Origin of the sequence: Bacillus nakamurai (assembly GCF_001584325.1) — a bacterium.
Classification (GTDB): Bacteria; Bacillota; Bacilli; order Bacillales; family Bacillaceae; genus Bacillus; species Bacillus nakamurai.
The window spans coordinates 57,129-72,334 of sequence record NZ_LSAZ01000015.1 but is presented as its reverse complement, the minus strand read 5'-3'; the positions used below and the strand labels follow the sequence as shown (position 1 = coordinate 72,334).

At 44.7% G+C, this 15,206-nt stretch carries 16 protein-coding genes and 1 pseudogene; 10 read left to right on the top strand and 7 right to left on the bottom strand.

Translation table 11 applies throughout. The features are described 5' to 3' along the window. Positions 1–13 precede the first annotated feature (13 nt). The 3 genes from AXI59_RS08920 to AXI59_RS08910 all read left to right on the top strand — a co-directional run bounded on the left by AXI59_RS08920 (position 14) and on the right by AXI59_RS08910 (position 2,950). Complete coding sequence (locus tag AXI59_RS08920) at positions 14–1,882, top strand: ribonuclease YeeF family protein (RefSeq protein ID WP_061527984.1); 1,869 nt, start codon at positions 14–16, stop codon at positions 1,880–1,882. 7 nt (positions 1,883–1,889) lie between these two features. After that, a complete protein-coding gene (locus AXI59_RS08915) occupies positions 1,890–2,540 on the top strand; it encodes a hypothetical protein (RefSeq protein ID WP_061522590.1) in 651 nt (216 codons plus the stop codon). Positions 2,541–2,740: 200 nt separating this feature from the next. Beyond that, a complete protein-coding gene (locus tag AXI59_RS08910) occupies positions 2,741–2,950 on the top strand; it encodes a hypothetical protein (RefSeq protein WP_061522591.1) in 210 nt (69 codons plus the stop codon). 4 nt (positions 2,951–2,954) lie between these two features. On the opposite strand, the gene AXI59_RS08905 is transcribed toward AXI59_RS08910, so the two are convergent. The 3 genes from AXI59_RS08905 to AXI59_RS08895 are packed head-to-tail and all read right to left on the bottom strand — an operon-like array spanning position 2,955 to position 4,562. Beyond that, positions 2,955–3,488 carry a chromate efflux transporter ChrA gene (locus tag AXI59_RS08905; RefSeq protein ID WP_061522592.1) on the bottom strand — a complete coding sequence of 178 codons (534 nt, stop codon included), beginning with the start codon at positions 3,486–3,488 and terminating at the stop codon, positions 2,955–2,957. After that, positions 3,488–4,072: a chromate efflux transporter ChrB gene (locus AXI59_RS08900; RefSeq protein WP_061522593.1), complete on the bottom strand. Its 585-nt coding sequence runs from the start codon at positions 4,070–4,072 to the stop codon at positions 3,488–3,490. The genes AXI59_RS08905 and AXI59_RS08900 overlap by 1 nt, the downstream gene beginning before the upstream one ends. A gap of 13 nt (positions 4,073–4,085) precedes the next feature. Beyond that, on the bottom strand, positions 4,086–4,562 hold the full coding sequence (locus AXI59_RS08895) for a chromate efflux transcriptional regulator ChrS (protein WP_061527983.1): 477 nt from the start codon (positions 4,560–4,562) through the stop codon (positions 4,086–4,088). Positions 4,563–4,774: 212 nt separating this feature from the next. Between AXI59_RS08895 and AXI59_RS08890 the strand changes: the two are divergent. Both AXI59_RS08890 and AXI59_RS20855 read left to right on the top strand, forming a co-directional pair. Then, positions 4,775–5,221: pseudogene (locus AXI59_RS08890) on the top strand (gamma-glutamyltransferase); the annotation flags it as partial. A gap of 28 nt (positions 5,222–5,249) precedes the next feature. After that, positions 5,250–5,444 carry a nitroreductase family protein gene (locus AXI59_RS20855; protein WP_156476249.1) on the top strand — a complete coding sequence of 65 codons (195 nt, stop codon included), beginning with the start codon at positions 5,250–5,252 and terminating at the stop codon, positions 5,442–5,444. Positions 5,445–5,514: 70 nt separating this feature from the next. On the opposite strand, the gene AXI59_RS08880 is transcribed toward AXI59_RS20855, so the two are convergent. Further along, on the bottom strand, positions 5,515–6,135 hold the full coding sequence (locus AXI59_RS08880) for a flavin reductase family protein (RefSeq protein WP_061527980.1): 621 nt from the start codon (positions 6,133–6,135) through the stop codon (positions 5,515–5,517). Between the two features lie 183 nt (positions 6,136–6,318). Next, the gene (locus tag AXI59_RS20365) at positions 6,319–7,008 is read right to left on the bottom strand and encodes a CotG/ExsB N-terminal domain-containing protein (protein ID WP_061527979.1); all 690 of its coding nucleotides are present in this window, start codon (positions 7,006–7,008) and stop codon (positions 6,319–6,321) included. A 141-nt stretch (positions 7,009–7,149) separates the two neighbouring features. On the opposite strand from AXI59_RS20365, the gene AXI59_RS08870 reads away from it, so the two are divergent. From AXI59_RS08870 to AXI59_RS08860, 3 genes are all read left to right on the top strand, one after another. Beyond that, positions 7,150–8,244, top strand: coding sequence for a CotH kinase family protein (locus AXI59_RS08870; RefSeq protein ID WP_061522600.1), 1,095 nt, complete (start codon positions 7,150–7,152; stop codon positions 8,242–8,244). 119 nt (positions 8,245–8,363) lie between these two features. Beyond that, positions 8,364–9,242 carry a hypothetical protein gene (locus AXI59_RS08865; RefSeq protein WP_061527978.1) on the top strand — a complete coding sequence of 293 codons (879 nt, stop codon included), beginning with the start codon at positions 8,364–8,366 and terminating at the stop codon, positions 9,240–9,242. Positions 9,243–9,278: 36 nt separating this feature from the next. Next, positions 9,279–9,953 (top strand): hypothetical protein, encoded by a 675-nt coding sequence (locus AXI59_RS08860; protein ID WP_061522602.1) that lies wholly within the window; start codon positions 9,279–9,281, stop codon positions 9,951–9,953. A gap of 57 nt (positions 9,954–10,010) precedes the next feature. Here AXI59_RS08860 and AXI59_RS08855 read toward each other — a convergent pair whose 3' ends face one another. Together AXI59_RS08855 and alsR are read right to left on the bottom strand one after the other, a co-directional pair. After that, on the bottom strand, positions 10,011–11,336 hold the full coding sequence (locus AXI59_RS08855) for an arsenic transporter (protein ID WP_061527977.1): 1,326 nt from the start codon (positions 11,334–11,336) through the stop codon (positions 10,011–10,013). A gap of 205 nt (positions 11,337–11,541) precedes the next feature. Next, positions 11,542–12,450, bottom strand: coding sequence for an acetoin biosynthesis transcriptional regulator AlsR (alsR, locus tag AXI59_RS08850; RefSeq protein ID WP_061522604.1), 909 nt, complete (start codon positions 12,448–12,450; stop codon positions 11,542–11,544). Between the two features lie 156 nt (positions 12,451–12,606). On the opposite strand from alsR, the gene alsS reads away from it, so the two are divergent. Together alsS and budA are read left to right on the top strand one after the other, a co-directional pair. Then, complete coding sequence (gene alsS / locus AXI59_RS08845; protein ID WP_061527976.1) at positions 12,607–14,319, top strand: acetolactate synthase AlsS; 1,713 nt, start codon at positions 12,607–12,609, stop codon at positions 14,317–14,319. 62 nt (positions 14,320–14,381) lie between these two features. Then, positions 14,382–15,149, top strand: a complete 768-nt coding sequence (gene budA / locus AXI59_RS08840) for an acetolactate decarboxylase (RefSeq protein ID WP_061522606.1) — start codon at positions 14,382–14,384, stop codon at positions 15,147–15,149. Positions 15,150–15,206 lie beyond the last annotated feature (57 nt).

Sequence of the window (15,206 nt, the reverse complement as noted above, 5' to 3'; positions counted from 1 at the left end):
AAAGGGCAGTCAAATGAGCAAAGTGTTTGAAGCACACTCTTTAATTGACGAATCGGCAAAGAGAAAAGAACAATATGAAGCGCTTGAAGAGCAGCTGAATACGCTGAAACAAGCGTTTCAAGGCATAGCCGATCTGGGCGATGATTTTAAAGGAAAAGGCGCGGACAATATTAAAGATTTCTTTCAGGGACAAGCGGAAATCGCCGAAAGCTGGCTGACCCTCGTATCCTCTCAAATTGCCTTTTTAAAAGGGATCTCTGGAGAGATTAAAGACCGTAAGCTCAATGATTCTTATGCAGAGACTTCATTTCTGGAGCATGAGGCTGCCAACGGAGAGGCAAAAGCCTCAGAAATGATGTCGGCGCAAAAAGCCGAAGCCGATTCCATTTTATCAGGCATCCGCGATATCATTGCCTTAGAACCGTATTCACTCGATGATTTCACCGATGACATGTCAAAGGCCCAAAACGTCAGGCTGGATACCGTAAAAGCTATTGAGGAGCTTGACCATTCCCTGACAGCGGAATATCAAAATATAGAAGCCTTAGATCATGCCGTGCTGAATAAGTATTCTGTTTTGATGCAGGCGACGAGCAACGGGAAAAGCGCGTCCCCTATGTATTTCGACAAAAAAGCCTTCCATAGCAATGAGATTTATAAAGGCGCCATTGAAGTTGAAAAACAAGGTGCAGCCTATATTGAAGCAAAAGCGCAGCAAGCCGAAGCCCGGCGGTTAAAAGAAAAGCAAGAAGCGGAAGCCAATAAGCCGTGGTACGAAAAAACATGGGACGGCATCTGCACCTTTACGGGCGAAATCAGCGGCTACTATGATTATAAAAGAGCAGCTGAAGGGATCGACCCGGTAACGGGGGAAACGTTATCCGCCGCAGAACGGATCACCGCAGGCGCCATGGCGGCAGCGGGCTTCATCCCGGTCGTCGGCTGGGCGGGCCGAGCCTTCAAAGGCGGGAAAGCCATCTACAAAACCGGAAAAACCGTCATCGCAGCAGAACACGCCTTGGACGCCTACAAAATAGGCAAATCCATGGATATCCTCAAAATGACGGAAATGGGCGCCTACGGCCTGGCCGCCTCAAACGGATTCACAGAAGCCGTCACAGGCCGGGATATGTTCGGAAATCAAGTGTCAGAAGAAAAACGGAAGCAAGGGGCGCTGGAAGCAGCACTGAACCTCGTCGGTGCCGGTGCGTTAGCCAGACACGCCCGCAAAGGCATTCCGCTCTCAACCCCTCCAAAGATCCAAAAAGCAAACAACATCCTTGAACAGGTCAAACAATTCAAAGTCCCGACAAATGTCCGGGTATACGCAGAACAGCCAGTAACGGCGAACGGATTCCCAATCGGCCTTCCAAGAGTCCGCGCAGATGTGGAAAAGACCGCTGTGAAAGATCTCGGGATTGTGAAGATGGTGGGTGGCAAAACCCCTAATTTTTCCAAGTTGCATGATTACGTAGCTCATAATAATTATTATAGCTCGAAAGAATTTAGAAAAATGATTAAAAACGCGGAATACTTCGATCATGGGAAAAAACATATAAAGGCTAAGACCGATGAACAGGCGAAATTATTTAGTGAGACAGGGAAGAAACAAGCACAATACTTGGCTACAGTTGATAATAGAGTTTTGGAGAAAACTGTTTTGGAAAAAGGCAGAATAGTTGATGAAAAGAAAGGAACAATTTACTTTTTTCATCGTTTTGAACAGCCAGTTGGCTATGATTTAGGTAAGCCTGCAAATTGGGTAAGAGCAGAACTAACAAGCGGTGGTAAGTATCATGGTCACCCAATGAATGATGACCGTATCAAAAATTATCTGAATAAAATGATGTCAAGAGAAGAATATATCCAAAGTAGGAAGTGAATACAACTTGAAAAGTGATCATTACCTTAATCTGCAGCCCTTAAAGTTCTTAGACGGATGGACTGTAGAATTAAATCATTTAAATTCCCAAAAAAATAGTAAAGAAACTGTATTACTGTCACTGAACAATGAAAAACGTAATGCCGCTGTTGAAGTATTATATCAAAATAGCCAATATCATGTAAAAGTGACTGATTCACAAAAAAAGGAGACATGGGCAGAAGATTCAACTTTGGATATTGAGAGCTTGGTGGTCAAATTAGAGTCGGTCATTTGGAATGTTGGCAGCGGTATTTTAGATAACCTAAAGCCTTTCATTCAAGACCCGCCCAATTTATTAAGGCTTAAGATACCCGAAGGCTGGACTATTGACTACAATACATTAAAAGATACGAACCCTAAAACCTTGGGAGCTGAAGATGAGGCATGGTTATTTGATTTTAATCAGGATCTTCTGCAAATTTCTCATAAAACGAAAAACTTGCTGCTGGATGTTGGGTGGTATCCAGAAGGAGACCCGACAGGAAGCTATGGAATTGAGCTCATTAAAAACGAAGATTGGGAACATCCCTTAGAAGATGTAATGTGCGAAGAGCCGAATGAACTAGTGAAGCAGCTGGATCGGATTTTTATGAAAGAACTTAATAATGAATACTGAAACAATAAAAAGCAGGCAGCGATACCTGCTTTTTTTCATTTCCCTCCCACAAAAGCTGAACGCGTGAGCTCAATAAAACCGGCTAATGGTACAGACATCCACTTATCTTTATATGTCCTCAAAAAAGGCAATCGGCCCGGAGATGTTCTTAAGGATAAGCAATCCATATCAGCTGCCCGCCGGCTGTTAGGAACGAATGAATGAAAGAAGTAATCGTGTTATTGGGGAGGGGAATCATTCTTTTGTTTCTTTTCCAGCCGTCCGCTGATGACGGCGGCTGGACGTATGTTAAAACAGAAAAAAATGAAACCCAATATGTGAGAATGGCAGGCCATGTTTTACAGATCAAGCATGAAGCTGAAAACGGCAGTTCACACTTCATCATAAACCAAAACGCCGGGCCGAAATAAATCATTATATATGCGGAATAACCAGCCCTCCGTATACGAAAGCCGCTGCGATCAAAAACGCCGGATGCCATTTTAATTTAGTAAGCGCAACTAGCGAAATGGCAGCAATAACCAAGGATTGAACCAAGCCGATGGCATGTATGCCGTCAGCGCCGATTTTGTATGTGAGAACAAGCATCATGACCGCGATCACAGGCTGAACGGCCAGAGTCATGCCTTTCATAACCGGAGATTGGCGGAAGCGGCGGATGATCCGCAGCAGCACGATAAGCGCGATAGCAGACGGCAAAACAGTCGCGGCTAGTGCGAGAATAAAGCCCGGCCAGCTCCCCACGCTATAGCCGACATAGGCCGCGATCTTTGTGGCGATCGGGCCGGGGAGAGCATTGGCGAGGGCCAGCATGTTGGAAAGCTCGCCGCCGGACATCCAGCCGTATTTATAAATAGGGTCAAACATCAGCGGAATAGAGGCCGGACCGCCGCCGTATCCTAACAAATTCGAAATGAAAAAGGCTAGAAAGATATGAAATAATAACATTACGCAGTCATCCCTTTATCTTTTTTCTTACGGGTGAGCTGTGCTTTCAGTTTAAAATGAAAAGCGCCGTATGCGAGGAAAATAAGAATCACAATGCCCGGATTAATGGAAAATGTCTGCAGGCCGATAAACGCAATCACAAAAAACAAAATGCCCGTCACCCAGCCTAACCCTTTGACGGCCTTCTGTCCGAATTCATAGGCCATGATGCCGAGCATGACGGCAATGACCGGCGTTACGGCTCCGATCATTCCTGCGACAATAGAGGAGCGGCTTATCACATTAACGGCTGTAAACAAAGCGACCATGGCAAAGCAGGTCGGCAGAATATGGGCGGAGACAGAAAGCGCGGCGCCCAGCGCTCCTTTCTGCTTGTAGCCGAGATATGCGGCCATTTTTGTGGCGATCGGACCAGGCAGCGCGTTTGCGATCGCTAAAATTTCCCCGAATTCATCATCATCTATCCACTTATATTTGTTCACGGCTTCATGACGGATCAAAGGTATAACCGACGGGCCGCCCCCGAATCCCAATATGCCAGTGCGCACCATCGCCGCCGTTATGTCCCAATAGGGATGTTTCATTGATGTTTCCCCCTTACAGTTTCATGCCCATTCTGCTTTTATACCGTTTAATCAGCATTTGACAATCGACACTGACGACGCCTTTTTGCGCATAGAGACGCTTTGTCAAAAACTCTTCCATCTCTTGATCATTTGCGAAAATGCCGTGCATATGCAGCTTGCTCGGTCCGGTCATATGATAAAGGCTTGTGACCGCAGGCTCCTGCTCCAGCTTTAATGCCGTTTCCTCTAAATGCTGAGGCTCCACCTCCACGTTGAAAAATACAGACACATGATGGCCGATTTTCGCCGGGTTGATGACAGCGGTGAATTTTTCAATCACACCGGCCTCCATTAAGTGCTGAATACGGTTTTGAACCGCTACCCGCGATAGATTAATCCGCTTTCCAAGGTCTGTATAAGAAATCCTGCCTTCCTCGTGCAAAATAGAGAGAATGTTTTTATCCGTTTCATCAAGAACAAGATTAGGAATGCTGTATTCATGTTCCAAACGGCTTCACCTTCCTTCATTTGGATAGACATTATTTTATCATGAATACTTTCGTTTTGAAGATATTAATTTTAATTTATTTTCGTTATGAAAAAGGTTTATGAGTATATTTTACGAAAAGAAAATAGTGTGTGAACTTATCTTTCAGGGAAGCTGATGCTGGCAGAAGAGGTTTTTATATTGGAGAAAATTTCATTTAAAGGGGCCGTGTCATGGATACTTCAATCATTGGGACGAAACAAATGGTCGTCAGTCCGCATTATCTTGCTTCCCAAGCGGGAGCAGGTATTCTGGAAAGGGGCGGAAACGCGTTCGACGCGGCGGTTGCGGTCAGCGCCTGCCTCGCGGTTGTTTACCCGCATATGACGGGGCTTGGCGGAGATTCATTTTGGCTTATATATCATCAAGAAACAGGCAGTATCAAAGCATATAACGGCAGCGGACGCTCAGGGAAGCACGTGACGAGAGAAACATATAAAGACAGGGGGGCCATTCCGCTGAGGGGGATAGAAAGTGCGATTACCGTTCCGGGGATGGCAGACAGCTGGGATGCCGTACTGACAGCATACGGGCGTCTGACCTTGGCCGAGGTGCTGAAGCCGGCGCTTGATTATGCGGCGAACGGATTTCCCGTGTCCGCCGATCAATGCGCCGGCACCTGTCTTGTTTTATGAAGATCAGGACAGCATGAAAAAGCGTCTAGATCACTGGACCGCTTTAGAAAACGAAGGCATGGGCGCAGCTTTGCAGTATGACAATCCGTTTGTTGATGATGAGGTGAACAAAGAGTGGAACATTCCCGACAGCTGTAAGCTCAAATGCCGTTTGCGCGCCCTGTGCAGAAAGCGGGTGAAAAAGCATTCCTGGTGTAAAGATGTATAAATAAGATAAAAAGGCCCCCTTATGAGAGAGGTCTTTTTGACTAGTTTCTTCTATTATAATGGCGCTTATTTCAGGTTGGACGAAAAAGCGTATATTTCTCACCGAGTTTGGCGTACTCATTTCCCGCAAGCCTTGCCGCGGGCTGTAATTCTTCAGTCCGTATGTAGCCATTTTCCGCATCGTATACTTTATCGTCTAAAAGAAAACAAACGACTCTGCCGATGATGAGGTCAGCCGTGGTTTCCCCGCGGTCATTTTGGAACGGAAGATGGTGTTCCAGTCTGCATTCAAATCTGACTTTTGCTTCTTTAATGCCGGGTACGGTGACACAGGCGCTATCTGCAGCGGAAAGGGCTGTCAGATCAAGCTCACTGGCGTCCGGGCCCAGCCGTGCCGCCGTTTTGTTAATGTCTTCAATGATCGACTCATCACTGACATGCACGACAAATTCCTTATGCGTCAGCGCGTTTCTGGCCGTATCCTTCTGCCGTCCGTCCGCTCTGCTGACAGAGATGGCAAGAAGCGGCGGGTCTGCACTGACAACGTTATAAAAACTGAATGGCGCTGCGTTTACAGCACCGTTAATGGATGAAAGCATAGTGACAAATGCGATCGGCCGCGGAACCACGGTGCCTGAAAGCAATTTGTAAATGTCCTTTGCGTTAAGTTCCTCCGCTCGTAATGTATGCATGACATGGGCCGCCTTTCTGAGAGTATGAATTGATTAATACGAAAGAAATTCCGGAAAAACAACAAAAGAAACCGGGTTGCATATCTTACCTCATGACATATAACTATATAGGAAAAAGCGGAGGAAAAAAAGGCTTCCGTTAGCCGGCAGCCTTTACACAAATAATATTCGGTTTTTCACGGATTATTTGTAGGATTTTTTTACAACCCATACATTTCCGTCTTTCCAATATTCTGTTTTGCTGCAGTAATCGTCTTTTTTGCAGCTGCGTTTTTTCTTCTTTTGAGAGCGGTAGGATTTTTTATGGCTGCATGATTTTTTGCGAGAACGGCATGATCTTTTGCGGCTGCGAGATCTTTTGTGAGAACGGTAAGATCTTTTGTGAGTGCGTTTTCTGGAACGGCATGATCTTTTATGGCTGCGTGATCTTTTGCGAGAACGGCATGATCTTTTACGGCTGCGAGATCTTTTGTGAGAACAGAAAGATTTTTTATGGCTGCGAGATCTTTTGTGAGAACAGAAAGATTTTTTATGGCTGCGTGATCTTTTGTGAGAACAGAAAGATTTTTTATGGCTGCGAGATCTTTTGTGAGAACAGAAAGATTTTTTATGGCTGCGTGATCTTTTGCGAGAACAGAAAGATTTTTTATGGCTGCGAGATCTTTTGCGAGAACAGAAAGATTTTTTATGGCTGCGAGATCTTTTGTGAGAACAGAAAGACTTTTTGTGGCTGCGAGATCTTTTGTGAGAACGGCGCAATTTTTTCTTACTGCTTTTTCTGCTGCGCGGCTCTTGGTACAAATAACTTTTTAACCCCTCGTTTTTTGCGGATCTTACCGCTTCTTTGATATCAGAATGGGAATAGTGGCCCATTTTGAAACCTCCTCTTTGAAATTTGGTTTAAGGATGCGCTCCTTACTAACACATAGTACGCTGTGCTGAGAAAAGTGTATAAGTGTTCTGCTGAGTTTTGTAAAAATGGAATAGCCTAAAATTGTGCAAGGGGGTTTACAGGTGAAAGACCAATCAACATTGCCTCTGTACCAGCTGTTTGTTCACCCGAAAGACTTGCGGGAGCTGAAAAAAGACATCTGGGATGATGATCCGGTGCCTGCTGTGCTGAGAGTCAAGCAAAAACGGCTGGATATTGATCTGGCGTATCGCGGCTCGCATATAAGGGATTTTAAGAAAAAATCGTATCACATCGCTTTTTATCAGCCAAAAACGTTTCGCGGGGCTAAAGAAATCCATTTAAATGCCGAGTACAAAGACCCGTCCATGATGCGGAACAAACTGTCTCTGGATTTTTTCGCAGAGCTTGGGACACTGTCACCGAAGGCGAATTTCGTTTCCATTCAAATCAATGGTAAAAATGAAGGGATTTATCTTGAGCTTGAGTCAGTGGATGAATACTTTCTGGCGAAAAGGAACATGGCCAAAGGCGCTATCTTTTACGCAGTTGATGATGACGCCAACTTCTCACTCGTCAGCGACCTTGAGCGGGATACGAAAACATCGCTTGAACTGGGATATGAAAAGAAAACGGGAACGGAAGAAGACGATTTCCGCCTACAGGATATGATCTACAAAATTAATACCGTGCCAAAGTCAGAGTTCAAGGCGGAAATTGTGAAGCACTTGCATGTGGATAAATATTTGCGGTGGCTTGCCGGCGTCGTATTTACGTCTAACTACGACGGGTTTGTTCATAATTACGCTTTGTACAGGAATCATGAAACAGGCCTGTTTGAAGTCATCCCATGGGACTACGATGCCACGTGGGGAAGAGACATTCACGGAGAGCGGATGGATGCCGATTATGTCAGAATCCAAGGGTTTAATACCTTGACAGCAAGACTTCTGGATGAACCGTATTTTCGCAAAGCGTATCAAAGGCTTTTGGGTGAGACGCTCAAAACGCAATTTACAATCGAACATATGAAACCGAAAGTCATGTCGCTTTATGAGAAAATCAGGCCGTTTGTTCTGAACGACCCTTATAAAAAAGATGAGATTGACCGCTTTGATCGGGAACCCAATGTGATCTGCGAATATATTAAAGAACGGTCAGCTTTTATTACGAATGAATTAAGGCAGTGGAATGTCTGAATTGGGAAGAAAGAAGGATTTTATACAAATAGGCTGGTGAACCAGTTCCTAAAATAATCGGGATACGTATATATGCATTATGGTTTGCCAATATGTATAAATAACTAGGAGGACAATAGATGAGACGCAATACGAATCGGCAGCGTTCTGATTACAATTTTCTAAACTCGATGGAAGGAAAGGTCATTACGGTCTATCGCGGAGGCCCTGAGTCTAAGACCGGCAGATTAGCAGATATCAAATCGGATTATATCGCTCTTCAGGTTGATAATAAAATCATTTACTATCAATGGAAGCATGTCAAAAGCGTTACTGAAGATACGAATAATACTTTATCTCCGGCTGAGGCAATTGAATGTGAAGAGGCTGATGATTTTCATGAATTAATCCGCCAGATGATCAGCCGGACTGTTCAATTGAACCAGGGAGGTCCGGAATCAAAAAAGGGAAGGCTTCACGAAGCCGGAGACGATTTCCTTGTGCTGGAAACCGAGGATGACGGAATTGTGTACTTTAACACGGACCATATTAAAAGTGTAAGCGCAGAAAATACGGAAGATGACGAAGCTGATGAGCCGGCGGACTATGAAATGGCTGATGACTTTCACGGTATATTTAAAAGCATGACCCACAAATGGGTCTCCATCAACCGCGGGGGCCCTGAAGCTGTAGAAGGTATACTTGTCGATAATTCGGAAGGCCACTATACCCTTGTGAAAGATAAAGAAGTTCTGCGGATCCATCCTTTTCATATCAAAAGCATAAGCGCGGGTTCTAAAGGTGCGGCTAAACAAGACGAGGAACAAAATGAGAAGGATTCCGCCGAGGAGAAATCAGAAGAAGTGTCTCATACGTCTTCTAAAAGAACTGGAACCTCATCAAGATCTTCAAGATCTTCAAGATCACATCAATCCTCAAAAAGAAGCAAAGAAGATTCATACAATTACGGAAAGGTGTTAAGAACGGTAGATTATCGGTGGAAGCGCGGCCGTAAATGAGCGATGAATGACAAATAAGGCGGAGGGGGGAAACAAATGGCTGGATTGAGCAGATTTCTGGATAAACAAGTAGACATCGAGATTTCGGGAAATACGAATTTCACAGGGACTCTTTTAGATATCGGGCAGGATATCATTGTGATTTATGACGGCCGGCATTTTCTATATATACCGCTATTGCATCTCCAGCGGATGAATCAGTCGCTTCCGGGCGATTTGAATGAAGGTGCGTACACAAACAAAGAAAATCCGCATCCCGAAACGCAGGAAAATTCATTTTCTTACCGGAATACGCTTCTCAATATAAAAGGCAAATTTACAGAAGTATTCGTTACCGGAGACCGTTCCATCCATGGTTATGTGACCAGTGTTTTAAATGACTATATCGTTTTCTTCTCTCCGGTTTACAAGACTCTTTTTATCTCAATGCATCATTTAAAATGGCTGACTCCTTACTCCACTGAGCAAACGCCGTACACATTAAAAAGCTCAGAGCTGCCGGTTGTCCCTTCTAATGTGCCGCTTGTCCGAAATTTTGAGGAGCAATTAAAAAAATATATCGGTCAGCTGATTATATTGGATTTAGGGGATATACCGAACAAAGTGGGGCTGTTGAAGGATGTTTCAAATAATATCCTTGAACTGACCAATGCGAGCGGACATACGGTTTTTTGGAAATTGAATCATTTGAAAACCATGCATCTTCCATAAATGATAAAACTGCCTCTTTATACAGAAGGCAGTTTTTTTATTGAGCCTGTTCCATTTCTATAGATAAATCCAACTGATCCAAACATATAAAATAGTCAAGGTAAATATGACGGTGAGCGGAATAACAATGATGGTTGTTTTCACGTATTCCTTCCAAGAGACTTTTTCGCCGTGCTGTTTTAAAATGTGCATCCAAATGAGTGTAGCCAATGTTCCGATCGGCAAAAGCAAAGAGCCGATGTCACTTCCGATTATATTTGTCAGATAAATGATTTTTGCGGTCAATGGGTCAATCGTCATTTCTGTTAACGTCAAGGTGCTGATCATTAAGGCGGGATGGTTGTTAAATAGATTAGAGAGGACAGAAGTAGCCGGACCCATAATAAAGGCAGCGTGGGCGATGCTTTGCGATACATAAGGCTCAAGATATTGAACCAGCAATGCAGTCAGTCCGATATTATGAAGGCCGTAGATGACAATATACATAGTAAAGGCAAAAACAAAAATATGCCAAGGCGCTTTTAACAATAAATCTTTCGGGCCTATTCTTAAATAACACCATCTCCAGCTGAGCAGGATGACAGAGCTGATAACTGCCACCAGTGAAACAGATATGCCGGTATACGAAGCTGCAAACAAACCGATTCTGACTAAAAAAACAAACAGCAAGACACAAAACATGACTTTCGTCCGCCTGTCTTCTGTCAGCTCAGGGCGGGGCTGAAGAGGATGGTATCTTTTATGCTCCAGCGAATCAAAATAAGCCGGAATTTCTGGAAGCTGTTTCGGCAGGCGTTTGTAAAAGAAAGCAAACAGCAGAAACGCCATAAATATAAGCCCCAATATACCGGGGACAAACATCATATTGGTATACAAATAAAGATCCATTCCAATCATTTTAAGGGAAATTAAATTAACGATATTACTTACACCGATAGGCGTGCTTGCTGCTGTCGCAATTAAGACGCCGCTTATCAAATAAGGTGTTTTTTGATGTTTTTTCAGTCCGAGATATTTTAAAACCAACAGCAAAATGGGGGTGGTGATTAACACACTGCCGTCGTTATTCAGGAAAAGAGTCATAGAAAAACAAAGCAGATTCGTTAACCAAAAAAGCCGGATGCCTGATCCTTTTGTGCGATGAAGCAGCTTAGCTGCCACCCAATTAAAAAAACCGAAGCTTTCTAACGCAATAGCCATGACCATCGTGGAAATAATCGTAATAGATGCTTCGGTGACTTTTGACCCAATGTCCCACAAGTCATGAAAGGAAACGGTTCCGCATAGTAAAACAAGAATGGCGCCCAGTGTTGCAGGCACGGCTTCGTTTAATCCTTTTGGCCTCCAAAATATAAGAATGATGGTCAATAAAAATGAAATCAGGGTGAAAATGATGTTTGCATGTGAAATGTGTCCTGCCTCCTTTTGAACGGGGTAAATGCCGCACCAGTATTTTTATCCCTGCTGATCAGTTGTACTGTATGTATACGAGTACCGGCTGTAAGGTGTACTGAGCGTTTCTATTAATTTCATAAAAATCCATAAAAGCCACAAAAAAAAAGAGGCTGCTCTTCGGCGTGCCTCTTTTTTATGTGTTTGTCACGTTCGCTTGTAATAAAGCCTGGCGTTTATTCACAATATCGAGAAAATGCTTCAAAATCGGATTTTGATTATCCTTGCGATAGGCGATAACCCATTCGGCGGTAAGCTGAATTTGATTGATGTTCCGGTAGGCGACTTCAAGGTTGAACAGCTTTTTGGCTGAAGAGGGCACAAAGGTAATGCCGATGCCCGCGCTTACCAACCCAATCACCATTTGGTATTCCGTCGCTTCTTGAATGATTTTCGGTTTAAAACCTGCTTGTTCACAGAAATTTACAAATTCAAGGTATAAAGTCGGCCATGTTTCTTTGGCCAAGGTGATAATCGGTTCATTTTCTAAATCTTGAATCTCTATTGTTTTCTTAGCGGCAAGCGGATGCTGTTTCGGCAAAGCGAGAATGCATGGGCTGCTTTGCACTTTTTCCATATGTAATGCCGAGTGCTGCAAAGGCGGATGAAGGATGCCGATATCAATATTCCCCTTTAAGAGCTCTTCTTGCTGTCTGAAAGAAGATATTTCACGCAGGTCTACCTTAACGGAGGGGAATAATTCACGAAACTCCCGAATGATCGGCGGCAGAAATTCATACGTGGCCGAGCCGACAAAGCCGACGACGAGGCGGCCGAGCTCTCCCCGGGCTGTCCGCTGAGCCATTTCAATCGCTTTGTCTATTTGTTCGATGGCGTTTCTGCTGTGTTTTAAAAAACTTTCTCCGGCTGCAGAAAGCTCCACAACCCGTTTCGTCCGCTTCAATAAGGTCACGCCCACTTCTTTTTCGAGCTGTTTGATCTGCTGGCTTAGGGGCGGCTGTGTCATATTCAGCCGAAGCGCGGCTTTGCCGAAATGAAGTTCTTCGGCAACGGCAATAAAGTATTGAAGGTGGCGCAGCTCCATCCTTAACCATTCCTTTCCTTTGGTTAATTATTCGTGAAACATATTAATCATACGGCGAATTGATATTGGAGGTCAATTTCCAAAGAGTGTATAGTGAATAATATCACAAATTACTTAAAATTTTATATTTAATATGCATAATAAGGAGTGAGGGTGTTGGCAAAAGCAGCAAATGAACTAAAAACCTCTGGTAAAAATCGCGGGGCGGAGCTTGTTGTTGATTGCTTAGTGGAGCAAGGTGTCACACATGTTTTTGGCATTCCGGGTGCAAAAATCGATGCGGTATTTGATGCGTTAAAAGATAAAGGACCTGAGCTGGTTTTGTGCCGTCATGAACAAAACGCTGCGTTTATGGCAGCGGCTGTCGGAAGACTAACGGGAAAACCGGGTGTATGCCTGGTGACTTCAGGTCCGGGGGCATCCAATTTAGCAACCGGCTTGTTAACGGCTAATACAGAAGGTGATCCGGTAGTGGCACTGGCAGGAAACGTCATTCGGGCCGACCGGTTAAAACGGACACACCAATCATTGGACAACGCGGCGTTATTTCAGCCGATTACAAAATACAGTGTAGAAGTACAGGAAACAGGGAATATACCAGAAGCGGTAACAAACGCCTTCAGGGCAGCGTCAGCAGGTCAGGCAGGCGCGGCTTTTGTGAGCTTTCCGCAAGATGTTGTGAATGAAATCACAAGTGTTAAAAACGTGCGCAGCGTGCCGTCCCCAAAACAAGGGCCGGCACCGGAAGAATTAATCAGCGCCGCTATTGCAAAAATCCAGACGGCGAAACTTCCCGTTCTGTTAGTCGGTATGAAAGGCGGCAGACCGGAAGCGGTCAAAGCGATCCGTGAATTGCTTGCTAAAACGAAACTGCCGTTCGTGGAAACATATCAAGGGGCCGGCACATTGTCCAGAGAGCTGGAGGACCAATACTTCGGCCGGATCGGATTGTTCCGCAACCAGCCGGGCGATCTTCTGCTTGAGCAGGCGGACGTCGTATTAACGATCGGTTATGATCCGATTGAGTACGATCCGAAGTTCTGGAATGTAAAAGGCGACCGTACCATTATCCACCTTGACGAGATTCAAGCTGATATCGACCATGCATACCAGCCTGAACTTGAATTGTTAGGTGATATCGCCGCCACTGTCAGACAAATTGAACATGATGCGGTGAAATTTGATATGTGCAGCCATAAACAAGAAGTGCTTGACGAATTAAAACAGATGCTTCTTGAAAGTGAAAAGGCTCCCGCCGAACATAATTCCGACAGGGTGCATCCATTGCAAATCGTGCAGGAATTACGCAGCGCAATCGATGACAATGTGACGGTTACATGTGATATCGGCTCTCACGCCATCTGGATGTCACGCTACTTCCGTGCTTATGAGCCGCTGAAGCTTCTGATCAGCAACGGAATGCAGACATTGGGCGTAGCGCTTCCTTGGGCAATTGCCGCAACATTAGTGAACCCTGGCGAAAAAGTGGTTTCCGTATCAGGAGACGGCGGATTCCTGTTCTCGGCAATGGAATTGGAAACGGCGGTCCGCCTGAAATCACCGATCGTTCACCTTGTCTGGAATGACAGCACATATGACATGGTTGCGTTCCAGCAAATGAAAAAATATAACCGTACATCATGCGTAGATTTCGGAAACATTGACATCGTAAAGTATGCAGAAAGCTTCGGCGCTACCGGATTGCGTGTCGAATCACCGGAACAGCTTGCAGACGTGCTGCAAAAAGGCTTAAATACAGAGGGGCCTGTTATCATCGACATTCCGGTCGATTACAGCGACAACATCCATTTATCAAGCGACATGCTTCCGAAGCAATTTGAAGAAAAAATGAAAGTAAAAGCTCTCTAGCACTCTGCGCACCACGACCTGTTTTTGATGAACAGACCTAATTTAAAAGGAGTGAAGGGAATATGAAAAATGCAAGTGACATCCAAGTGCTGAGCCGAGGAGGAAAAGGCTCGCCTGAGGATCAGATTTATCAAGTTTCAACGATGACATCTCTGTTGGACGGAGTATATGACGGGGATTTTGATATGGCTGACATTCCGAAATTCGGTGATTTCGGAATCGGCACTTTTAACAAACTGGACGGCGAATTAATCGGATTTGACGGACAATTTTACCGCCTTCGCGGCGACGGAACGGCAACTCCCGTGCAAAGCGGAGACCTGTCACCTTTCTGTTCATTTACGTTCTTTACACCGGATATGACGCACAAAATTGATGCGAGAATGACGCGTGAGGAATTTGAACAGGAAATCGCCAGCCTTCTGCCGAGCAAAAACTTATTTTATGCGATCCGTTTAGACGGCGTGTTCAAGAAGGTGCAGACAAGAACGGTAGAACGTCAGGAGAAGCCGTACGTGCCGATGGTGGAAGCGGTAAAAACGCAGCCTGTGTTTAATTTCGACAACATTAAAGGAACGATCGCGGGTTTCTGGACGCCCGGTTATGCAAACGGCATTGCTGTTTCCGGCTATCATCTGCATTTTATTGATGAAGGCCGCAATTCCGGCGGACACGTGTTTGACTATGTGATTGAAGAGTGCACCGTCACCATTTCACAAAAAATGAACATGAACCTCAAACTTCCGAACACGGCGGACTTCTTCAACGCAAATTTAGATAACCCTGACTTTGCGAAAGATATTGAAACGACAGAAGGAAGCCCAGAATAATCAAACAAAAAGAAAGCCCCTTTTCAGGAGGGCTTTCTTTTTGTTTGGCTGAACGCA